19 protein-coding genes and 3 pseudogenes are annotated in these 21042 nt (G+C 66.8%); 7 read left to right on the top strand and 15 right to left on the bottom strand.

The features are described from left to right. The first annotated feature begins 2 nt into the window (after positions 1 to 2). Positions 3 to 677 (top strand): isoprenylcysteine carboxylmethyltransferase family protein, encoded by a 675-nt coding sequence (locus C6A82_RS20015; RefSeq protein WP_105349268.1) that lies wholly within the window; start codon positions 3 to 5, stop codon positions 675 to 677. Here the strand turns inward: C6A82_RS20015 and C6A82_RS20020 are convergent. Then, complete coding sequence (locus tag C6A82_RS20020) at positions 665 to 1054, bottom strand: hypothetical protein (protein WP_105349267.1); 390 nt, start codon at positions 1052 to 1054, stop codon at positions 665 to 667. The two genes, C6A82_RS20015 and C6A82_RS20020, sit on opposite strands and share 13 nt — an antisense overlap. Positions 1055 to 1190: 136 nt before the next feature. Between C6A82_RS20020 and C6A82_RS20025 the strand changes: the two are divergent. From C6A82_RS20025 to C6A82_RS27005, 3 genes and pseudogenes are all read left to right on the top strand, one after another. Next, a pseudogene (locus tag C6A82_RS20025) lies at positions 1191 to 1280 on the top strand (RNA polymerase subunit sigma-70); the annotation flags it as partial. 32 nt (positions 1281 to 1312) lie between these two features. Continuing rightward, positions 1313 to 1636, top strand: a complete 324-nt coding sequence (locus tag C6A82_RS20030) for a hypothetical protein (protein WP_311101944.1) — start codon at positions 1313 to 1315, stop codon at positions 1634 to 1636. Positions 1637 to 1656: 20 nt separating this feature from the next. Then, positions 1657 to 1827 (top strand): annotated as a pseudogene (locus C6A82_RS27005) (DUF4126 family protein); the annotation flags it as partial. Positions 1828 to 1911: 84 nt separating this feature from the next. Here C6A82_RS27005 and glgC read toward each other — a convergent pair. Beyond that, positions 1912 to 3126 (bottom strand): glucose-1-phosphate adenylyltransferase, encoded by a 1215-nt coding sequence (gene glgC / locus C6A82_RS20040; RefSeq protein ID WP_105349265.1) that lies wholly within the window; start codon positions 3124 to 3126, stop codon positions 1912 to 1914. A 149-nt stretch (positions 3127 to 3275) separates the two neighbouring features. Between glgC and glgA the strand changes: the two genes are divergently transcribed. Beyond that, a complete protein-coding gene (gene glgA / locus C6A82_RS20045) occupies positions 3276 to 4445 on the top strand; it encodes a glycogen synthase (RefSeq protein ID WP_105349264.1) in 1170 nt (389 codons plus the stop codon). On the opposite strand, the gene C6A82_RS20050 is transcribed toward glgA, so the two are convergent. The 7 genes from C6A82_RS20050 to C6A82_RS20080 all read right to left on the bottom strand — a co-directional run bounded on the left by C6A82_RS20050 (position 4442) and on the right by C6A82_RS20080 (position 10067). After that, positions 4442 to 4609 (bottom strand): DUF3117 domain-containing protein, encoded by a 168-nt coding sequence (locus C6A82_RS20050; RefSeq protein ID WP_199193978.1) that lies wholly within the window; start codon positions 4607 to 4609, stop codon positions 4442 to 4444. The genes glgA and C6A82_RS20050 overlap by 4 nt on opposite strands. A gap of 139 nt (positions 4610 to 4748) precedes the next feature. Further along, a complete protein-coding gene (locus C6A82_RS20055) occupies positions 4749 to 5339 on the bottom strand; it encodes a DNA-3-methyladenine glycosylase I (protein ID WP_105349263.1) in 591 nt (196 codons plus the stop codon). Beyond that, positions 5336 to 5707: a DivIVA domain-containing protein gene (locus C6A82_RS20060; RefSeq protein WP_105349262.1), complete on the bottom strand. Its 372-nt coding sequence runs from the start codon at positions 5705 to 5707 to the stop codon at positions 5336 to 5338. The genes C6A82_RS20055 and C6A82_RS20060 overlap by 4 nt, the downstream gene beginning before the upstream one ends. Before the next feature lie 46 nt (positions 5708 to 5753). Continuing rightward, positions 5754 to 6698 carry a glucosyl-3-phosphoglycerate synthase gene (locus tag C6A82_RS20065; protein ID WP_105349261.1) on the bottom strand — a complete coding sequence of 315 codons (945 nt, stop codon included), beginning with the start codon at positions 6696 to 6698 and terminating at the stop codon, positions 5754 to 5756. Next, the gene (folP, locus tag C6A82_RS20070; RefSeq protein WP_233217188.1) at positions 6695 to 7519 is read right to left on the bottom strand and encodes a dihydropteroate synthase; all 825 of its coding nucleotides are present in this window, start codon (positions 7517 to 7519) and stop codon (positions 6695 to 6697) included. Before folP ends, C6A82_RS20065 begins: the two co-directional genes overlap by 4 nt. Positions 7520 to 7640: 121 nt before the next feature. After that, positions 7641 to 9449, bottom strand: a complete 1809-nt coding sequence (fadD6, locus tag C6A82_RS20075; protein WP_105349259.1) for a long-chain-acyl-CoA synthetase FadD6 — start codon at positions 9447 to 9449, stop codon at positions 7641 to 7643. Between the two features lie 57 nt (positions 9450 to 9506). After that, positions 9507 to 10067 carry a TIGR00730 family Rossman fold protein gene (locus C6A82_RS20080; protein WP_105349258.1) on the bottom strand — a complete coding sequence of 187 codons (561 nt, stop codon included), beginning with the start codon at positions 10065 to 10067 and terminating at the stop codon, positions 9507 to 9509. Positions 10068 to 10125: 58 nt separating this feature from the next. Between C6A82_RS20080 and C6A82_RS20085 the strand changes: the two genes are divergently transcribed. Further along, the gene (locus tag C6A82_RS20085; RefSeq protein WP_105349257.1) at positions 10126 to 12207 is read left to right on the top strand and encodes an AAA family ATPase; all 2082 of its coding nucleotides are present in this window, start codon (positions 10126 to 10128) and stop codon (positions 12205 to 12207) included. 71 nt (positions 12208 to 12278) lie between these two features. On the opposite strand, the pseudogene C6A82_RS20090 reads toward C6A82_RS20085, so the two are convergent. The 3 genes and pseudogenes from C6A82_RS20090 to dapE form a co-directional block, all read right to left on the bottom strand. Then, positions 12279 to 13873, bottom strand: a pseudogene (locus C6A82_RS20090) (ABC-F family ATP-binding cassette domain-containing protein). 127 nt (positions 13874 to 14000) lie between these two features. Further along, on the bottom strand, positions 14001 to 14285 hold the full coding sequence (locus tag C6A82_RS20095) for a hypothetical protein (RefSeq protein ID WP_105349256.1): 285 nt from the start codon (positions 14283 to 14285) through the stop codon (positions 14001 to 14003). Positions 14286 to 14489: 204 nt separating this feature from the next. Beyond that, the gene (gene dapE / locus C6A82_RS20100) at positions 14490 to 15563 is read right to left on the bottom strand and encodes a succinyl-diaminopimelate desuccinylase (protein ID WP_105349255.1); all 1074 of its coding nucleotides are present in this window, start codon (positions 15561 to 15563) and stop codon (positions 14490 to 14492) included. A 34-nt stretch (positions 15564 to 15597) separates the two neighbouring features. On the opposite strand from dapE, the gene dapD reads away from it, so the two are divergent. Continuing rightward, positions 15598 to 16542, top strand: coding sequence for a 2,3,4,5-tetrahydropyridine-2,6-dicarboxylate N-succinyltransferase (gene dapD, locus C6A82_RS20105; protein WP_105349254.1), 945 nt, complete (start codon positions 15598 to 15600; stop codon positions 16540 to 16542). A gap of 13 nt (positions 16543 to 16555) precedes the next feature. Here dapD and C6A82_RS20110 read toward each other — a convergent pair whose 3' ends face one another. Genes C6A82_RS20110 through C6A82_RS20120 form a run of 3 tightly spaced genes read right to left on the bottom strand, consistent with a single transcriptional unit; the run spans position 16556 to position 21022 of the window. Further along, positions 16556 to 17641 carry an L-serine ammonia-lyase, iron-sulfur-dependent, subunit alpha gene (locus C6A82_RS20110; RefSeq protein WP_105349253.1) on the bottom strand — a complete coding sequence of 362 codons (1086 nt, stop codon included), beginning with the start codon at positions 17639 to 17641 and terminating at the stop codon, positions 16556 to 16558. A gap of 1 nt (position 17642) precedes the next feature. Beyond that, on the bottom strand, positions 17643 to 20099 hold the full coding sequence (locus C6A82_RS20115; RefSeq protein ID WP_233217185.1) for an FAD-dependent oxidoreductase: 2457 nt from the start codon (positions 20097 to 20099) through the stop codon (positions 17643 to 17645). Further along, positions 20099 to 21022 carry a choline kinase family protein gene (locus C6A82_RS20120; protein WP_105349251.1) on the bottom strand — a complete coding sequence of 308 codons (924 nt, stop codon included), beginning with the start codon at positions 21020 to 21022 and terminating at the stop codon, positions 20099 to 20101. The genes C6A82_RS20115 and C6A82_RS20120 overlap by 1 nt, the downstream gene beginning before the upstream one ends. Positions 21023 to 21042: the final 20 nt, after the last annotated feature.

A 21042-nucleotide genomic window follows, 5' to 3' on the forward strand; every position in this document is an offset into this window, starting at 1 on the left:
GTATGAAAACCGTTGTCCGAGCGACGATCACATCTGTTGTCGGCGCCGCCCTGTTCGGCCTGCTCGTGTTCCCACCCGCCGGCACGGTCGCGTACTGGCGGGGCTGGGCGTTCATCGCGGTATTCGCCGGCGCGACGTTGATTCCCAGCGCGTACCTGGCGGTGAAGAATCCCGACGCCCTGCGGCGACGCATGCAGGCAGGTCCAGGCGCGGAGACGCGACCGCTGCAGAAGGTCATCATCGCCTTCGCGTTCCTGTCGATGGGCGCCATGATCGTCGTCAGCGCGCTGGACTTCCGCCTCGGTTGGTCGAGGGTGCCGGACGCGGTGTCGGTTCTCGGGCTCGTCCTCGTCGGCGCGGGGCTCACCATCGCCATGCTGGTGACGATTCAAAATGGTTATGCCGCAGCCAATGTCAAGGTCGAGTCAGGCCAGCAGCTGTCGTCGACGGGTTGGTACGGTTTCGTCCGGCACCCGATGTATTTCGGCAACGTCGTCCTGATGGTAGGCATCCCGCTCGCCCTCGGTTCATACTGGGGTCTGCTGATCGTCGTCACCGGCGTTGCGGTGCTGGCGTTTCGCATCACCGACGAGGAGTCGCTGCTGACGCAGCAGTTGGCCGGCTATCGCGAGTACATGCAGAAGGTGCACTACCGGTTGGTGCCCTACGTGTGGTGACGGCGAGCCGCCCGCCAGACCAGAAGGAAAACCGCCACCACCGTGAATCGCAGCACGGCATTGCCGATCAGCGTGCCGTTGGTCTCGGTCAAGCCCAGGTAGACGAGAACGAGGATGCCGCTGGCTCCGTGCAGCACCGCAAAGGTCGTCACGACCAGGCCCAGCGCCGCTGGATCGGTCAGCCGGGTCGCGCCGAAAGACAACACCGCGACGGCGAGCTCGGCCCCGGCGACGAGATAGACGAGCAGGTAATCGGGTCGCGCGAGGGTGATACCCACCGCCGACGGGATCGCGGTCGGAAACGCCGTCAACACGATGGCGCCCGCAAGGGTGATCAGGCCGTGCACGAACAGCACGATGCGTAGTGGGCGGTACATGTCGGTGGTCCTTTTCTGTCATGGAACTGCCACTGCAGATCGTCACGTGTATGACGATGAAATGTCGCCGGATATGACAGGAGGGCCGATGGACTTCGAAGCGCACCGCGAGCACCTGCATGCCGTCGCCTTCCGCATGCTCGGTACACGCAGCGAGGCCGACGATGCAGTGCAGGAGACGTGGCTGCGGATGAACCGGCGATGCCCGGCCGACGTGGCCAACCCGCGAGGCTGGCTCACCACGGTGATCGCCCGGATATGCCTGGACATGTTGCGGGCACGGAGCGCCTCGTGCTGCTGCACCCCGACGTCGAATTGCGCGCCGACGCCGTCGCCGGGGGCGGCCGCCCGGTGGTCGTACGGGGACGCGTCGACGTGGCGTCGCGGGCCTCGATGTTCGCGGCCAACTCGGTACACGCGGACGTCGCGCTCATCGACGGTGAACCCGGTGTCGTCGTCGCCCCCGAGGGCAGGTTGACGCTGGTGCTGCGCTTCGACGTCGGCGCCGACAGGATCGTCCACATCGACATCGAGGCCGACCCGCACCGGCTGTGCGACCTCGAGTTGGCCGTCCTGGATTGATCCACACCCATGCTTGACCCGTGGAACTGCTGACGGGCCTCGGGCTGGCCACGGCATCGGGTCTGAACGCCTACATCCCGCTCCTGGCGCTCGGCCTGCTGTCCGGGTTCACCGACCTGGTTTCGTTGCCGCACGGCGTCAGCGTCGCGTTGGTGTTCTTCGCGATCCTGCTACCAGTCGTGGTGCTGGCCGTGCTCGCGCTGCTGGTGTGGGGTTTCGTCAAGCTGTGGCGGCGCAGGCGACGGCAAAAGGCCCTCGCCCAGGCAGGAGGCAGGTTAGATCCACACACCCTTACCGACGGCCACCACGCCGCCCGCGCTGATCGCGAAGCGCTCCCGGTCCTTCTCCAGGTCGACACCCACCATCTCACCGGGCCCGACCACGACGTTCTTGTCGAGGATCGCATGGCGCACCACCGCACCGCGGCCCACCCGGACACCGGGCATCAGCACGCTGCCCTCCACGATCGCTCCGTCGTCGACGACGACGTTGGACGACAACACCGAATTGCGCACGGAGGCCGCGGAGATGATGCTGCCCGCGCCGACAACGGACTCCTGCGCGGAGCCGCCGTTGACGAACTTGGCGGGTGCCAGGTTCTCCGACTCGCCCCTGATCGGCCAACGCTTGTTGTAGAGGTTGAACACCGGGTGCACCGACACCAGGTCCATGTGGGCGTCGTAGAACGCGTCCAGCGTCCCGACGTCACGCCAATAGCCGTGATCGCGCTCGGTGGCCCCGGGTACCTCGTTGCCGTTGAAGTCGTACACCGAGGCCATCCCGTCGCCCACCAGCCGCGGGATGATGTCGCCGCCCATGTCGTGGTCGGAGTCGTCGTCGTCGGCGTCGGCGCGGATCGCGTCGATGAGCACCTTGGTGGTGAAGATGTAGTTGCCCATCGACGCGAATGTCTGCTCGGGATCGTCGGGGGTGCCGGGCGGGTCCGGCGGCTTTTCGACGAACTCGCGGATGCGGCCGGACTCGTCGGCGTCGATGCAGCCGAACGCGGTGGCTTCGGCCCGCGGCACCCGGATGCCCGCGACCGTCGCACCCGCCCCGCTCTCGATGTGGAACTGCACCATCTGCTCCGGGTCCATCCGGTACACGTGGTCGGCACCGAACACGACGATGTAGTCGGGGTCCTCGTCGTAGATGAGGTTCAGCGACTGGTATATCGCGTCTGCCGAGCCGGTGTACCACCGCGGACCGAGCCGCTGCTGCGCTGGAACCGGGGTGATGTATTCGCCAGCGAGGCCCGACAGCCGCCAATTCTGTGAGATATGGCGGTCCAGCGAGTGCGACTTGTATTGCGTCAGAACGCAGATGCGCAGGTATCGGGCGTTGACGAGATTTGACAGGACGAAATCGATGAGCCGGTACGCACCGCCGAAGGGAACTGCCGGCTTTGCTCTGTCCGCGGTCAACGGATAGAGCCGCTTGCCCTCCCCGCCGGCCAGGACGATGCCGAGGACGTGTGGCAACTCCCTCATGACTCAAACCTATCTGCGAGTTCTCACCATGACCAGGCATTCGCGCTTTTGAGCCCACGCGAACGTCGGTCAAAGTAATTGGCTAGTACCCACAATTCGGCCCCTTTACATGGCTGCATTGCGCGGCGGCGGACACTACGGTCAAAGGCATGCGGGTGGCGATGATGACGCGTGAGTATCCACCCGAGGTGTACGGCGGCGCAGGTGTGCACGTCACCGAACTCGTCGCCCAGTTACGCCACCTCTGCGAGGTCGACGTGCACTGCATGGGCGCGCCTCGCGAAGGCGCGTTCGTCCACCAGCCCGACCGGGCGCTCAAGGGCGCCAACCCGGCGCTGGCGACTCTGTCGGCCGACCTGGTGATGGCCAACGCCGCCGACAGCGCGACGGTGGTGCACTCGCACACCTGGTACACCGGGCTGGCCGGGCACCTGGCCGCGCTGCTCTACGGGATCCCGCACGTACTGACCGCCCACTCGCTGGAGCCGATGCGGCCGTGGAAGGCCGAACAGCTCGGCGGCGGCTACCGCATCTCGTCCTGGGTGGAGCGCACCGCGGTCGAGGGGGCCGATGCCGTCATCGCCGTCAGTTCCGGCATGCGCGACGACGTGCTGCACACCTATCCCGCCCTCGATCCCAACCGGGTGCACGTGGTGCGCAACGGCATCGACACCGACGTTTGGTATCCCGTCACCGGAGAAGGCTCCGACGGGTCGGTGCTGACCGAGCTCGGCGTCGATGCGAACCGGCCGATCGTCGCGTTCGTCGGCCGGATCACCAGGCAGAAAGGCGTCGCACACCTCGTCGCGGCGGCTCACCGGTTCTCCCCCGAGGTGCAGCTGGTGCTGTGCGCAGGCGCCCCCGACACCCCTGAGATCGCCGCGGAGGTGACGGCCGCGGTGCAGGAGCTGTCGCGGGCCCGCACTGGCGTGTTCTGGGTGCGCGAGATGCTGCCGATCGGCAAGATTCGCGAAATTCTTTCAGCAGCAAGAGTTTTCGTCTGTCCGTCGGTCTATGAACCGTTGGGCATCGTGAACCTTGAGGCCATGGCGTGCGCGACGGCGGTGGTCGCTTCGGACGTCGGCGGTATCCCTGAGGTGGTCTCGGATCGACAGACCGGGCTGCTGGTGCACTACGACCCGGCCGACCGGGAGTTCTTCGAAAGCCGGCTGGCCGATGCGGTCAACTCGTTGGTGGCCGATCCGGCGCGGGCGCGTCAGTACGGAGAGGCCGGCAGGCAGCGCTGCATCGACGAATTTTCCTGGGCACACATTGCCGAGCAGACCCTGGAGATCTACCGCAAGGTGTCGTCCGGCTAGGTGGTGACGCCCTTGAGCTCGTCGCCGAGGGCAGCCGCCTCGTCAGGTGTGAGTTCGACGACCAGTCTGCCGCCGCCTTCCAGTGGTACCCGCATCACGATGCCGCGCCCCTCCTTGGTTGCTTCCAGAGGACCGTCGCCGGTCCGGGGCTTCATCGCCGCCATCGAGTGCCTCCTCCACATGAGCCGGCTGCCCACCCGTTGACAGCTCCCGGCGTCGAACTGCTACTGAACTTCCCCCATTGTTCCCTATTCGGGCGGCCCGGTGTGCAAAGACCCGGTCAAGATCGTCTGGATGGGCAGATCAGGCCGGTGCAGGCACCCAGCATGCGGCCTCGTGGTCATCGACCATTCCAGTGGCCTGCATCAGTGCGTAGGCCGTCGTCGGGCCGACGAATTTGAACCCCCGCCGCTTCAACTCCTTGGCCATCGCCGTGGACTCCGGGGTCACCGCGGGCACATCGGCCAAGGCGGCTGGGCGCGGGCGCCTCGCCGGCGCGAACGACCACAGCAACTCGCCCAGCTCGACGTCCAGGTCGGCGACCACCCGCGCGTTGGCGATGGTGGCCTCGATCTTGGCGCGGTTGCGCACGATCCCCGCGTCGTTCATCAGCCGCTCGACATCGCGGTCGGTGTATGCCGCGACCTTGTCGATCTCGAACCGGTGAAAGGCGCGCCGGAAATTCTCCCGCTTACGCAGGATGATCAGCCACGACAGCCCGCTCTGGAACGCCTCGAGGCTGACCCGCTCGAACAGCGCTTTGGAGTCGCGCAGCGGCTTGCCCCACTCGGTGTCGTGGTAGTCGCGGTACAGGACGAAATCTGCTGGCGCCAAACGGGATTGATCGATCCAACCGCAGCGGACGCAGTCGTCGCCGTCAGGCCCGGCAGTCACGACTCGGCCCTGTCCTCCGCCGGCAGCGCATGCGCACCGCCCTCAACGGGATCGGCGTCAGCGGGGTCAGCGACCCGCGCCTGCGTCGCCTGTACCGCCGCCAGCTCTCCGCGGAGCTGGTCGAGCTCGGCGCCGAGGCGGTCGAGCACCCAGTCCACTTCACTGGTCTTGTAGCCGCGCAGCGTCTGGGTGAACTTGACCACCTCGACGTCGGCTCCAGTCACACCGGAGGCGGGCAACGCCGTCGCGGTGGTGGCGCGCGGTAGCGGCGGCAGCACCTCACCGCGCCCGAACAGCACGCTGCCCACCCCGAACAGCACGACGGCCACGAGGATGAGGACCACGAGATACACCAGGATCAGTGTCACGGTGTCGATACTGCCTCACGCCTCCGACGAGGAGGCGACCCACTGGCTACGGTCGCAGCGTGTTCATCGGCGGCCGGTCATCGAGCCGCACCTCCGACGTGCGGGGTGTGTAGTCGTAGCCGTCGGCGAAGAACTGGGTCAGGCCGACGGCGGAGTCAGGGATGCCGCAACGGGACAGCAACGTCGCGATGACCTGCCTGCTCATTGCGGCGAGCTCGGTCAACGGGCGGTTGCGGTGCTCCCGCACGCCGAGGTTGACCTGCGCGATCGCGTCAAGGCCGAGCCGGTCGTACGTGTCGATCAGTAGGCCGATCTCCACGCCGTAGCCCGGTGCGAACGGCACCGAGGTGAGCAGTTCGCGGGTGCCGGCATATTCGCCACCAAGCGGTTGCATCACATACATCAGCTCCGGCCGGAGTGCGGCGAGTAGCGGCCGCGCCACCAGTTCGGTGACCCGGCCGCCGCCGTTGGCGTCCTCGCTGCCGCTGACCTTGAGCGGACGCCGGTAGAAGCCCTTGACCAGGTGCACTCCCTCGGTCATCAGCAGCGGCCCGACCAGCTTGGGCACGAACATCGGATCGGGGTCGATCAAGTCGGAGTCGACGAAGACCACGATGTCGCCGGTGGCCACCGCCAACGAGCGCCACAGCACCTCACCCTTGCCGGGTTGCGGCGGCACCTCGGGCAGTGCGACCTCACGGCTGATCACCCGCGCACCGGCAGCCAGCGCTCGGATCTCGGTGTCGTCGGTGGAGCCGGAGTCCAGCACGATCAGCTCGTCGACCAACCCGCCGAGCAGCGGCGTGATGGTTTCGATGACCGAGCCGACGGTCTCTTCCTCGTTGAGTGCCGGCAACACCACCGAAATGGTGCGGGTGCCCTTGGCCGCCTCGAGCTCGGAAACAGTCCACATGGGTCGGCTCCAGCTGTGATCGGTCAACCATCTGCCGGCGACGACGTCTGTGCCGGGAAGCTCTGGAGTGAGTGTCATGCCAGTCCCCTTACCGTGCGCGTGGGCGAACGCACGCCCTGGATCGACGCGACCATTTCCAGTACGCGCCGTGTGGGCCCGACTTCATGCACCCGGAACATCGCGGCTCCCTCGGCGGCGGCGAGAGCCGTCGCCGCCAGGGTGCCCTCCAGGCGCTCCGTCAGATCCACACCCAGAGTTTCCCCGACGAAGTCCTTGTTGCTCAGCGCCATCAGCACCGGCCATCCAGTTTTTACAAGGTCTTTCACATGGCGCAACAAACTAAGGCCGTGGTAAGTGTTTTTGCCGAAATCGTGAGTCGGGTCTATTAAGACCGCGTCTCGGGCGACCCCTGCGGCCACGGCCCGTTCGGCAGCGGCGGTCACCTCGGCGATGACATCGTCGACCACGCCGCGCTCGGATAGCCCGTAATTGACCCGGAACGGGCGCGTGCGGGGTGTCGCACCGCCGGTGTGTGAACACACCAGGCCCGCGCCGAACTCCGCGGCGACCTCGGCCAGCCCGGGGTCGTGCCCGCCCCAGGTGTCGTTGATCAGATCGGCCCCTGCTCCGCAGGCCTGCTTGGCGACGGCCGAGCGCCAGGTGTCGACGCTGATCACCAAATCGGGGTAGCTGTCGCGCAGCCACTCGATGAACGGCACCACCCGAGCGACTTCATCGTCGACGCCGACGTTCTCGCCCGGGCCGGCCTTGACCCCGCCGACGTCCACGACGTCGGCGCCGTCGGCGATCACCCGGTGGGCCGCGGACTTGGCGGCCTCATCGGTGAAATTGGCTCCGCGGTCGTAGAACGAGTCCGGGGTGCGGTTCACGATCGCCATGATCAGCGCTCGGTCACCCGCCACCGGACGGCCGCAGAAGGTCGACTGCACCCTTCAAGGCTACGGACGGCGGTTTCGGCGCGCTGGCGTGCGCTCAGCGTCGATCAACGCACCGAAATCACTACTTGGGCTTCTTGCCGTCCTTCACCTCGGCGAGGTACTCGTCGTAGAACTCGACGTAGCCCTCGTCGGGGCCCGACAGCACGTAGATCGGGTCCTCGATGTCGTTGGCTTCCTCGTCCCCCTCGCCGGAGTTCCCGCCGAAGCCCTCCTTACGGAGGTCCACCTTCTGGCTCTTGAACGTCGAGGTGTGCGCCAGTTCCTTGACGACCCGGACGAACAGCGGAACCGCATATGAGGGCAGGTGGTCGTAGACGGATTTCGCCAGCGCCTTGCCGTCGAAGTCCTTGCCATCTTTGAGCTGGATGGCGGCCATGCCCGCCTTGCCGCCCACATCGGGCACCTCGACGCCGAACACCGTCGCCTCCTCGACCTGCGGGTCCGTCGACACCGCTGCCTCCACCTCAGTGGTGGCGACGTTCTCACCCTTCCAGCGGAAGGTGTCGCCGAGCCGGTCGGTGAACGCGGCGTGCCCGAAGCCCTGCGAGCGCATCAGGTCGCCGGTGTTGAACCACACGTCGCCTTCCTTGAAGGCGTCGCGCACCAACTTCTTCTCGGACTCTTCCTCGTCGGTGTAGCCGTCGAACGGCTGGAAGCTGCTGACCTTCGACAGCAACAGCCCCGGCTCGCCGTTCTTGACCTTGCGGACGCGGCCCTTGTCGTCACGTTTGGGGTCGCCGGTCTCCTCGTCGTACTCCACGAACGCGACGGGCGTCGGGCAGATCCCGGTGGTCTTGTCGACGTTCAGCACGTTGACGAACGCCGTGTTGCCCTCGCTGGCGGCGTAGAACTCACACACCCGGTCGATGCCGAAGCGCTTGGTGAACTCGTCCCAGATCGACGGCCGAAGCCCGTTGCCCGCGATCACCCGTACCTTGTGCTTGCGGTCAGTGTCCTTCTCCGGCTGGTTCAGCAGATACGAGCACACCTCGCCGATGTAGACGAATGCTGTTGCGTCGTAGCGGATCACATCGTCCCAGAACTTCGACGCCGAGAACGACTTGCCCAGCGCCAGCGTCGCCCCCGAGCTGAGGACCGCCGACAGCGCGACCGTCAACGCGTTGTTGTGGTACAGCGGCAGGCAGCAGTACAGGGTGTCCTTGTTGTTGAGTCGCATGCCGAGGCCGCCGAAGCCGGCCAGCGCCCTCAGCCACCGGTAGTGCGTCATGATGCTGGCCTTCGGCATGCCGGTGGTGCCCGAAGTGAAGATGTAGAACGCCTTGTCCTTGGCGAGCACGGCAGAGGTGGTGGCCGGGTTGTTGGTCGGCGCGGTCTCGGCAAGTTTCTTGAACTCGTCGAGGGTGACCAGACCGTCGGTGTCAGCGCCGCATTCCTTGATCGGGTCGACGAAGTCGGGGTCGGCGATGAGCACCTTGGCCGACAGCAAGCCCAGACTGTGGGCGAGGACGTCGCCGCGCTGGTTGTAGTTCAGCATCCCGGAGATCGCGCCGCACTTGACCGCCGCGAGCATGAGCAGCACCGGGTCGGGAGAGTTGGGAAGCATGATGCCCACCACGTCGCCCTTGCCGACCCCGCGCGCCGCCAGCACCGCGGCATAGCGGTTGACGGTCTTGTTGGCCTCTTTGTAGGTGATCTCCTGGTCCTCGAACTTGAGGAAGACCTTGTCGGCGTTCTGCGCTGCGCGGACTTGGAACACCTTGCCGATGGAGGTCTTGGCCGAAGGGCGGGCGCCGAACCCGGTGATCACACCGCGCACGATGGTCGGCGCGTCGGCGATGAGGCCGGGTACTCGACTGGCGATGTCGAGCAGCCCGACGCTGCTGCGTGTCCCCGATTTTTCGTCAGTCATGCGACGCTCCCCTCCGGTGTCATTTGACCGACACCCTATCCAGGCGGGTGAGCGCCATCACGTGGCCGGTGTGCAAGCCGCCAAAGCATCGTCGATGTCGTCCACCACAACAAGCCGATCCAATGCCGCCCGGCTGACGTAGCCTCCGTCGATCAGACCATGCAGCCAGGCGAGCAGCCCGTCGTAATGTCCGAACGGATCGAGCATCACCACCGGCTTTTCGTGCATACCCAGATAGCCCGCTGTCCACGCTTCGAAGAACTCCTCGAGCGTGCCGATGCCGCCGGGCAGCGCGATGAACGCGTCGGCGCGGTCCTCCATCACCTGCTTGCGTTCCCGCATGGTTTCGGTGACGACGAGCTCGTCGGCGTCGACGTCGGCGAGCTCGCGGTGCACCAGCGCCTTCGGTATCACCCCGACGGTGCGGCCGCCGCGCGCCCTCGCGCCTTCGGCAACGGCGCCCATGGCCGAGACGTTGCCTCCGCCGGAGACCAGCGTCCAGCCGCGCACGGCGACCGCCGCGCCGACTTTGCCGGCCAGATCGAGCAGTTCGGGATGCCTCGGCCCCGACGCGCAGTAGACGCAGACCGCCCATTCTTGGTCGGGATCGCGGGACACACCGACAAGGTAGACGAGTACGGCACGGCCACCGCGACCACACCCTAAACTCCGGCGGGTGCCCGTCGAGTGGAAGACCGCGCCGCCTGAGCCGGCGATCGAACAGGTCGCGTCGGCGGTCGCAGACCGTGGCGGGGCGGTGCTCGTCGCGCCGGTCGGCGCGGGTAAGACGACGGTGGCGCGGGCGGCGGCCGAGCGCATCGGCGGCCCGTCTGCGTGGGTGACCGGGACGGAGTCGGATCGGGTCGTGCCGTTCGCGGCCGTGCGCGACCTGATCGGCGCTCCGGACGAAGGGAAGACTGCGGCGGTGTTGTCGGCCGCGCGCGAGTCGGTGGCGGACGGGCTGCTCTTGGTCGTCGACGATGCGCATCTGCTCGATCACCTGTCCGCGACACTGGTCTATCAGCTTGCGGTCAGCGGTGCGGCCCGGCTGATCGTCACCGTCGACCCCGACGAGGCTGCGCCGGACTCGATCAGGGCGCTGCAACTGGACAACATCCTGCCGCGGATCGAACTGGCCGCGCCTGGAACGGACCGTAAGCGACTGGACGCGTCGGTTCGCGAGTTCGTCTCCTCGCTTCCCGCCGATGTGCGCTCGGTGCTGGATTTCCTCGCCGTGGCCGCTCCGATACCGCGGGCCGACCTGACGGCGCTGGCAGGCGAGGACGCGGTGCGGGCGGCAGCGGATGCCGGCGTGACTGCCGTATCGGATGACAAGGTGCTTGCAGCACATCCTTTGTATGCGCACTGGGCGCTGGAACAGATGTCGCTCGACCAGTTGCAGGCGCGGCGTGCCGAGCTGTACGAACGGCTGTCGGCGCAGCAGCCGCGCGACGTCGTCGACCGACTGCGGCTCGCGGTGCTGGCACTGGACAGCGGTGAGACGCAACCCGTTTCGGTGGTGGTGGCCGCGGCGGCGGACGCGCTGCGGCTCGGCGACCTGCCGCTGAGCGAGCGGCTCGGCGAGGCGGTGCTCAAACGCGACCCCGATCTGGACGCTCGGTTGACGTTGGCTCAGGCGCTGGCGTGGCAGGGCCGCGGCCGGGAGGCCGACGAGGTTCTGGCCGCCGTCGACCCGGCCACGCTGTCGGACACCGAACTGATGGCGTGGGCGCTGCCGCGAGCGGCGAATCAGTTCTGGATGCTGTCGCAGCCGGAGCGGGCGACGGCGTTTCTGCAGACCACCCGCAACCACGTCACGTCGCCTGCGGCGCGCACGACGGTGGACGCGCTGTCGGCGACCTTCGCGATGAACGCGGGGCGGCCGGGCCGGGCGATGGAGCTCGCCGAGGAGGTGCTGGCCTCGCCGGACGCCGACGACACCGCGGTCGGCTGGTCGGCGGCCGCGGCGGCGCTGAGCTGTGCGCGGATGGGCCGGTTCGCCGATGTCGACGGGCTCGCCGACCGGGCGATGGAGGCCCAGCATCCGGGGCTGCTGCGGTTCACCAGCGGGTACGGGCAGACCACGGCGCTGATGATGGCCGGCCAGTTGGACCGCGCCCAGGAGCTGGCGCAGCGGCTGACCGATTTCGCGCAGATGCAGCAGCCGGGGCGTGCGATCGGCGAAGTTCTTGTTGCCGATGTGTTGATCGCGAGGGGTGACTCGGCGGACGCGGTGAAGCTGTTGCGCGGCGCGGCCGAGGCGCTCGCGCCGACGGGCTATTCGTGGGGTCCGCTGGCGTGGATGCTGCTGGCGCAGGCGTTGGGCCGCGAAGGCGAGATGGGCGAGGCCGCGAAGGCGTTGTCGCGGGCGGAGTCCCGGCACGGCTTGAAGTCGATGCTGTTCGCACCGGAGCTGCTTTTGGCCAAGGCGTGGACGACGGCGGCGCGCCGCGATCCGACGGGTGCGCGGTCTGCGGCTCGCGATGCGGGACGCGCGGCGGAGCGCGGCGGCCAATCCGCAGTCGCGGTGCGCGCGTTCCACGACGCGGTACGGCTCGGCGACATCCGTGCCGTCGACGCGATCGCCCGGCTCACCGCCGATGTCGACTGTGTCGTCGGGGATTTGGCGTTGCGGCACGCCCGCGCGTTCGTTGCGGGCGATGCCGACGCGTTGACGGCGGTATCGGCCGAGTTCGCCGATATCGGCATGAAGGCATCGGCGGCCGACGTCGCCGCGCAGGCTAAAGCCGCCCGCTGATTTCCCGCGAAATGGCATTCCAGCAGTGGAATTGCGAGTGAGCGTCTGCCGGGATGCAATGTCGCGAGCAGTCAGGGCAGGCGGATGGTCCGGTCAACGGCGATGTCCGCCAGGAAACGCGCATCGTGGCTGACGACGACGAACGCGCCCCGGTAGGCGTTCAACGCCGATTCGAGCTGCCCGATGCTGACGAGATCGAGGTTGTTGGTCGGCTCGTCGAGAAGTAACAGCTGCGGTGCGGGATCGGCGTACAGCACGCACACCAGCGTGGCGCGCAGCCTCTCGCCGCCGGACAATGCCCCGACGGGCAAGTGGATCATCGCGCCCTTGAACAGAAACTGCGCCAGCAGATGCATCCGCCGCGTCTCGCTAAGCGTCGGTGCGCAGGCGATGAGATTCTCGCGCACCGTGCGGCCTGTATCGAGAAGGTCGAGCCGCTGCGACAGATAGGCGATCCGACCGTCGACCCTTTGGATCACTCCGTCGTCCGGTTCGAGCTCTCCGGAGATGATGCGCAGCAGCGTCGTCTTACCCGCCCCGTTCGGGCCGACCAGCGCGATCCGCTCCGGCCCGCGGATGGAGAGGTCGGTGCCGTCGCCGAACAAGGCGCGGCCACCGCGGCTCATCCGTATCCCGTTGCCGACGAAGAGGTTGCGTCCGGCGGGCACCTCCGTCTCGGGCAGGTCCACCACGATCGACGGGTCGTCGCGCAGTGCGCGTTCGGCGTCGTCGAGACGTGCTCTGGCGTCGCCGACCCGCGCCGCGTTCACACCGTCGATGCGGCCTGCGCTCTCCTGCGCCTTGCGCTTCATCGCGCCGGCGATGATCTTCGGCAGACCGGCGTCGGAGATGTTGCGCGCCGCGGTGCTCGACCGGCGCGCGGCGCGTTCGCGCGCCTGCTGCATCTGCCGCTTCTCGCGTTTCAGCTGTTGCTCGGCGTTACGGACATTGCTTTCGGCGACGCGTTGGCCCTCGGTCACCGACTCTTCGTATGCGGTGAAATTACCGCCGTAAAAGCACATTTCGCCTCGGTGAAGTTCGGCGATGCGATCCATCCGATCCAGCAGCATGCGGTCGTGGCTGACCAGCAGCAGAGACCCCTTGTAGTCGTCGAGCACGTCGTAGAGCTTGGCGCGGGCGTCGGCGTCGAGGTTGTTGGTCGGCTCGTCGAGCAGCAGCACGTCAGGCCGCTTCAACAGCTCGGCAGCCAGTCCGATCGACACGGCCTCGCCTCCGCTCAGCGATCCCAGCCGGCGATCGAGCGCGATGTGCCCGAGACCGAGCCGGTCGAGTTGGGCGCGGGTGCGTTCCTCGACGTCCCAGTCGTCGCCGATCGCGGCGAACACCGCTCGCTCGCATCGCCCCCGGCGAGCGCGTCGAGCGCGTCGAGCACGGGTGCGACACCGAGCACCTCGGCCACGCTTCGCGCGGCGTCGAACGGCAAGGTCTGCGGCAGGTAGCCGAGTGTGCTGTCGACGCTCACCGATCCGGCCGTCGGCCGGTACTCGCCTGCGATCAGCCGCAGAAGCGTGCTCTTGCCCGCGCCGTTCGGCGCGACAAGGCCGGTGTGGCCTTCGCCGACAGTGAAGGACAACTCCTCCAACAGCGGGGTTTCGCCCGGCCACGAGAAGGACAGATTCGAACAGATAATGGCGGTTTCAGACATGGGTGAGCTCTTCGTGATTGCACGGAAACGGACGACGGACTCGATCCGGAATCACCCGGAGATGTCGTCAGAACTCACATGCCTCCAGGGTAGGCGTCGCGTCAAGCAGTTCAATATCGCCGCGGCGTCACGGACGGCAGTCAAGAGAAACCGTGATCGACTTGCTGCGCACCACAGTCTCGACCTTACGGTTGGTGTTGTGCCCAGTGACGATTGTCTGGGTGATGGTCCGCGGATTGCGGACGTCGACCACTGCGCAGTCGCTGAGAGCCGCTGTGCCGACGCGATCGATGACCACGTCGTAACCTTGGGACTCGAGTTCTTGAACGGTTTGCTGAGCATCGCCGGAGGGGCTGGCCGCCGCAGACGCCATGACCGACGGTGTCAATGGAATCGCGAACAACACGGCCATTGTCGAGATGCTCCTCTGCGCGCGCACAACAATCCGATCTCTCAATGGCGTCTGTGATGTTAACCAGAGAATCGCACCCGAGGTGTCAGTTGAGCGGTGCCTTGTCGGGGTCGCTGATCAGCGAGCGTCAGTCGCGCGATCGCCTCGGAGGCTGATTCTTCTGTTTCGCCATTTTACCTAAAGCAGGCCGATCTTGACGGACACCTAGCTCGAGCTCATCAGGTAGCGCCGCAACATCTCGGTCGCCGCGGTGATCTTCTCGACCTCGACGCGTTCGTCGACCCGATGGGCGAGGTTGGGGTCTCCGGGGCCGAAGTTGACGGCGGGCACACCGAGCGCGGCGAATCTCGCCACGTCCGTCCAGCCGTACTTCGCGCGCACCTGCCCGCCCGCGGCCTCCACAAGCGCGGCGGCGGCGGGCTTGGTCAGACCGGGCAGCGCGCCTGCGGCGGCGTCGGTCTGCTCGATCGCCACGTCGAGGCCGTCGAGCACCTCGCGCACGTGTTGGCCCGCCTGCTCGACGCTGCGGTCGGGCGCGAAGCGGAAGTTGATGGTGACCGACGCGGCGTCGGGGATGACGTTGCCCGCCACACCACCGTCGATGCGCACGGCCGACAGGCCCTCGCGGTACACGCACCCGTCGATGTCGACACTGCGGGCCTCATAGGCGGTCAGTCGATCGAGAACCGCGCCCAGCTTATGAATTGCGTTGTCGCCCAACCATGACCGCGCCGAGTGTGCACGAGTGCCTTCGGCGGTGGCGACGACCCGCAGCGTGCCCTGACAGCCCGCCTCGATGAAACCGCCCGACGGTTCACCGAGGATCGCGACGTCGGCCGTCAGCCATTCCGGCAGTTCACGTTCGATGCGGCCGAGGCTGTTGGCGGACGCCTCGATCTCCTCGCAGTCGTACATGACCAGCGTGATGTCATGTGCCGGATCGTCGACGGTGGCGGCCAGGTGCAGGAACACGGCGTCGCCGGACTTCATGTCCGAGGTGCCGCAGCCGTGCAATTCTCCGCCGCTACGCCGGCTCGGCACGTTGTCGGCGATGGGGACCGTGTCGAGGTGTCCGGCCAGGATCACCCGTGACGGCAGACCGTGGGCGGTACGGGCCAAAACGGTGTTGCCGGTGCGGACGATCTCGAAGCTGGAGGTCTGTTCCCGAAGCGCGGCCTCGACCTCGTCGGCGATGCGCTGCTCATCGCGCGACACGCTGGGGATGTCCACCAACGCCGCGGTCAGCGCGATCGGGTCGCCACGCAAATCCAGGCCCACAACCGTTGAGGCTAGTCGAGTAGCCTTTTGCTCCGTGACTTCTGCTTCTGGCGTCGGGGTGGCGACGGTCGCCGCCGACGGGACCGTCCTGGACACCTGGTTCCCCGCTCCCGAGTTGGCGGGCGCCGGCCCCTCGGGCACGGTGCGGCTGTCGGTGGCCGAGGTTCCGCCCGAGTTGGCCGAGTTGGCGGGCCGCGACAAGGACCGTGACGTCGACATCGTGGTGGTGCGCACGGTGATCGCGTCGCTGGAGGACAAGCCCGCCGACACCTACGACGCCTACCTGCGGTTACATCTACTCTCGCATCGGCTTATCCCGCCGCACGGCGCCAGCGTCGACGGTATCTTCGGCGTGTTGGCCAACGTGGTGTGGACCAGCTTCGGGCCGTGTGCGGTCGAGGGCTTCGAAACGGTGCGGGCTCGGCTGCGGCGGCGCGGCATGGTGGCCGTCTATGGCATCGACAAGTTCCCGCGGATGGTCGACTACGTCACGCCGACCGGCGTCCGCATCGCCGACGCGGACCGGGTGCGGCTCGGGGCCCATCTCGCCTCGGGTACGACGGTCATGCACGAGGGCTTCGTCAACTTCAACGCAGGCACGCTGGGTAACTCGATGGTGGAGGGGCGCATCTCGGCGGGTGTGGTCGTCGACGACGGCTCCGATATCGGTGGCGGCGCGTCGATCATGGGCACACTGTCCGGCGGCGGCACCGAGATTATCGCGGTGGGCAAGCGCTGCCTACTCGGCGCGAACTCCGGTCTCGGCATCTCGCTGGGCGACGACTGCGTCGTCGAGGCGGGCCTGTATGTCACCGCGGGCACGAAGGTGCAGACGGCCGACGGTCAGACGGTGAAGGCGCGCGAGCTCTCGGGTGCGAACAACCTTCTGTTTCGGCGCAATTCGCTGAGCGGCGCCGTCGAGGTAGTCAAGCGCGACGGTACGGGCATCACGCTCAACAAGGCGCTGCACGCCAACTGATCGCCGGCATCGGTCAGCACTCGACGACGTTGAGCGCGAGGCCGCCGCGCGCGGTCTCCTTGTACTTGTCCTTCATGTCGGCGCCGGTCTCGCGCATCGTCTTGACGGCCTTGTCGAGCGACACCTGATGCGTGCCGTCGCCGCTGAGTGAGATCCGCGCCGCATTGATTGCCTTGACCGCACCGACGGCGTTGCGCTCGATACACGGAATCTGCACGAGGCCGCCGACCGGGTCGCAGGTCAGTCCGAGGTTGTGTTCGATACCGATCTCCGCGGCGTTCTCCACCTGCAGAGCCGTTCCGCCGAGCAGTTCGGCCAACCCCGCCGCCGCCATGGAGCACGCCGAGCCGACCTCACCTTGACAGCCCACTTCGGCGCCGCTGATCGAGGCGTTTTCCTTGATGATGCTGCCGATGCCCGCCGCGACGAGGAGGAACCGCACGGTGCAGTCGTCATCGGCGCCTGCGACGAAGTCGTGGAAGTACTGCAGCACGGCGGGGATGATCATGTCGCTGATGCGCAACCCTGTCTCGGCCGCATGAGTCAGTAGCTCGTCGCCGGTGCTGAACGGGTATCGCACCGGCGTCTCGTCGGCGACGATGACGGGCTGGTCATCGTCGGAGACCTGTGAATCGTCGATGACGAAACCGCCGCCGATGGAGTAGAACGTCCGCTCCGCCAGCACCGTGTCGCTGCCGTCGTAGGCACGAAAGATCATGGCGTTGGAATGAAACCGGGCCTGTTTGTTGCGGTGCAGGACGATGTCGTCGGCGAGGCTGAACGCAATTGGATGTCCGGCCAGCAGCGACAGTTGGCCGGATTGGGTGATCACGGCGATGCGGTCGGGTGTGAGCGCGGGGTCGACGACATCCGGCCGCTCCCCCATCAAGCCGAGTGCGACGGCGGGGATGCTGCCGTGGCCCTTACCGGTCGCGCCGAGCGATCCGAACAGTTCGACTCCGACGCGCCGGACGGTAGCGAGCGTCCCTTCTTCGGCGAGCCCGCGAGCGAACCTGTCGGCGGCGATCATCGGGCCGACGGTGTGTGAACTCGACGGTCCGATGCCGATCTTGAACAGATCGAAGACGCTCAGTGCCATATCAGGGTCGTATCTTGCTGTTGGTTGGATCATAGATCGGTCGCAGCGACACCGATATGGGGTGAAGCTCGCCACCGACGTTGACCTGGTAGTCGCCGTTCCTGACCCAGTCGGCGTTGATGACGGAGTTGTCCGCCGCGCGCACATAGGCCAAACCCACGCAGCCGCCGACTGTTTCGCCCCACGCCGCCGACGTCACCTGGCCGGTGACGACGCCGTCACGCAGGACCAGTTCGCCGCCCCACAACATGGCTTCCGGCGCCTCGACGCTGAACCCGACGAGTTTGCGGCGGGCACCCTCGGCCTTGGCCTTCTCGACGGCGGCGCGGCCGAGGAATTCGATGTCGGACTTCAACTTGCACGCGAACAGCAGCCCGGCCTCGACGGGATTCTCGCTCGGCGTCAGCTCGCGACCGAATGCGCGATATCCCTTCTCCAGCCGCATCGACTCGATCGTGTAATAGCCGCCGCGCCCGACCCCGAATCGCTCACCCGATTCGATCAGGTCCTCATACACGCCGACGGCGAACTCGGCGGGCACGTAGAGTTCCCAGCCCAATTCGCCGACGTAGGTTATTCGGGTCGCCCGCACGGTCGCGTAGCCCAGCGCGATCTGCCGGCTTGTGCCGAACGGAAACGCCTCGTCGGAGAGGTCCGCCGACGTCAAGGCCGACAGCAGGTGCCGCGAGTTCGGGCCCATCACGCCGAAGACCGCGTAGGCCGATGTCACGTCGACCAGCGACGCGCGGGCACCGGGTGGCAGGTTCCTGCGGATGTGGTCCTTGTCGCGTTCGGTGGTGGCCGCGCTGCTGACGATGAAGTATTCGTCTGCGCCAGTCCTGGTGACGGTGACATCGGATTCGTAGGTGCCGCGCTCGTTGAGCATTCCGGTGTAGACGGCCTTGCCGACCTCGACGCCGACGTCCGCGGTGCACAGCCACTGCAGCGCCGGTTCGGCGTCCGCGCCGACCACCAGATACTTGGAGAACGAGGTCTGGTCGAACACCGTGACCGCGTCACGGGTGTTCGACTGTTCGGCCGCCGACCATGTCAGCCATTTCGGTTTGCCCCACGTGTATTCGATTGTGGCGTCGGTTCCCGCTGGGGCGAAGAAGTTGGCACGTTCCCAGCCGTTTCGGCTGCCGAAGTTGGCGTTGGCGGTGACGAGCAGGTGATGCACCGGCGAACGCCGGAACGGGCGGGCCGTCTTCATTTCCCGGTTGGGCCAAGGGATCCCGTAATGCAGCCCGAGCACCTCGGCGACGCGGTCGTGCAGCCAGCGGTTGTTGCCGTTGAACGGTGCGAAGCGGCGGATGTCGACACCGGTGAGGTCGCTGGTGGGCGCGCCGTTGACGATCCATTCGGCGAGCGCCCGGCCCGCGCCTCCCGCGGTGGCGATGCCAACGGAGTTGAATCCGGCGCCGACGAAGAAGTTGTCGAGTTCTGGCGCTTCGCCGAGGATGAACTGGTTGTCGGGTGTGAAGCTCTCGGGGCCGTTGTAGAACTTCTTGATACCGGTCACCTCGAGTGCGGGTATGCGCAGCAAGGCGTTGTTCATCAGGATCCCGAAGTGATCCCAATCCTCTTCCAACAACTGAAATTCGAACGGATACGGGATGGCGTCCGGCGACACCCACGGCTTGGCTTCGGGTTCGAAGCCGCCGATGACGAGGCCACCGACCTCTTCCTTGAAGTAGGTGTATCCGTCGGGGTCGCGCAGGATCGGCAGGTCGGTGTGTACGCCGTCGATGCGTTCGGTCACCACATAGAAGTGCTCAGCCGAATGCAGCGGCACGTTGACCCCTGCCATGGCGCCGACCTGCTTGGCCCACTGGCCTGCGCAGTTGACGACGATCTCGGCTTCGATGTCACCCTTGTCGGTGCGCACACCCGTGGCTCGCCCGTCGCTGGCGAGAACGCCGGTGACCCTGGTCTTCTCGACGACACGGGTGCCGCGCATCCGCGCGCCCTTGGCAAGGGCGAACGTCAGGTCCGTCGGGTTGGCCTTGCCGTCGGCGGGCAGCCAGATGGCGCCGACCAGATCGTCGACCCGCATGACGGGATAGTGCTGCAGCGCTTCCTCGGGGCTCAGCAGTTCGCACTCCATGTCGAACGCCGCGGCGTTGGCGGCCGTACGTCGCAGCTGAACCATTCGGTCCTCCGTGCGGGCGACGGTCACACCCCCGCACTGTTTGTACCCGGCCGACAACCCCGTCTCGTCCTCGAGTTCTGCGTAGAGCTGGGTGGAATACCGCACCAATCGCGTCGCGCTCTCCGACGCCCGCAGCTGCCCGACCAGCCCGGCGGCGTGCCAGGTGGTGCCGCTGGACAGCCGGCCCTGCTCCAGCAGCACGACGTCGGTGAGGCCGAGTTTGGCCAGGTGGTAGGCGACGCTGGTGCCGATCACCCCGCCGCCGACGATCACCACGCGAGCACGGTCGGGCAGTTCAGCCGCCACTAGTCGGCCGCCTGCACATCGTCGAGCAGCCGGGGCAGATCTGGCCCCTTGAACGCCGCCACCGCGCCTTCGTAGCGTTCCATTGCCCATTCCCAGAAGTCGAAATCGATTGTGCTGGATCCATTCTGGATGCACCCCCACAGGGTCCAGCCATACTTGCCGACGATTCCCTGCAGCTGGGCGCGGGCGATCTTGTGACGCAGCCTTCGCCCGTAGTACGCCGTGACGAACTCGTCGAGTTGTTCGGTGGACAGCCGGCACTCGGCCCAGGTGTTACCGAGCTCAAAACACGGATCGTTGTTGCCGGAGTACTCGTAGTCGATCAGCCACATCTTGTCGCCGTCTTCGATGAAGTTCCCCGCCAGCAGATCGTTGTTGCACGGCACCGTGGTCTGGTCCGTCGCGGTCAACACCTTGGCGATCCCGGTGAATACGTCGGCGTAATCGAGATAGTCACCGGGGAGACGGAACCCGTTGTCCAGAATGGTCTTCAGGTACGCGGGCTGCCGTTCGAACATGTCGAAGCGGCCCTGAAACCGCGGGCCGGCATGGAGTGTCCGAACGGCGCCTGCTGCCTTGGCGATGATCTCCGGCCGCTGGAAGTCGGCATTGGTCAGCGTCTGCCCATCGAGATAGCTCAGCAACAGGATCCCGAGGTCGGGCCGGTAGTCGATCACCTGCGCGCCGACGCCTGCCTCCGCGGCGGCCTTGGTGTTGAAGAACTCGCTCTCGCGGTCGATGCCGAGGAAGTTGCTGCCCATGTCGCAGCACCTGGCGACATAGACGGCGTCCGGCGTGGTGATCTTGACGTTGCGATTGGTCAGACCGCCGGATAGTTCGTGCAGCTCCCGCGGCCGCCCCGCCAGGACGGGGATCTCCTCGAACAGCGTGTTGAGCTGCGCGTCGGTGAGCGGTGGCGACACCGGCTCACTCTATGCCGCGG

The organism is Mycobacterium sp. ITM-2016-00318 (assembly GCF_002968285.2).
GTDB lineage: Bacteria > Actinomycetota > Actinomycetes > Mycobacteriales > Mycobacteriaceae > Mycobacterium.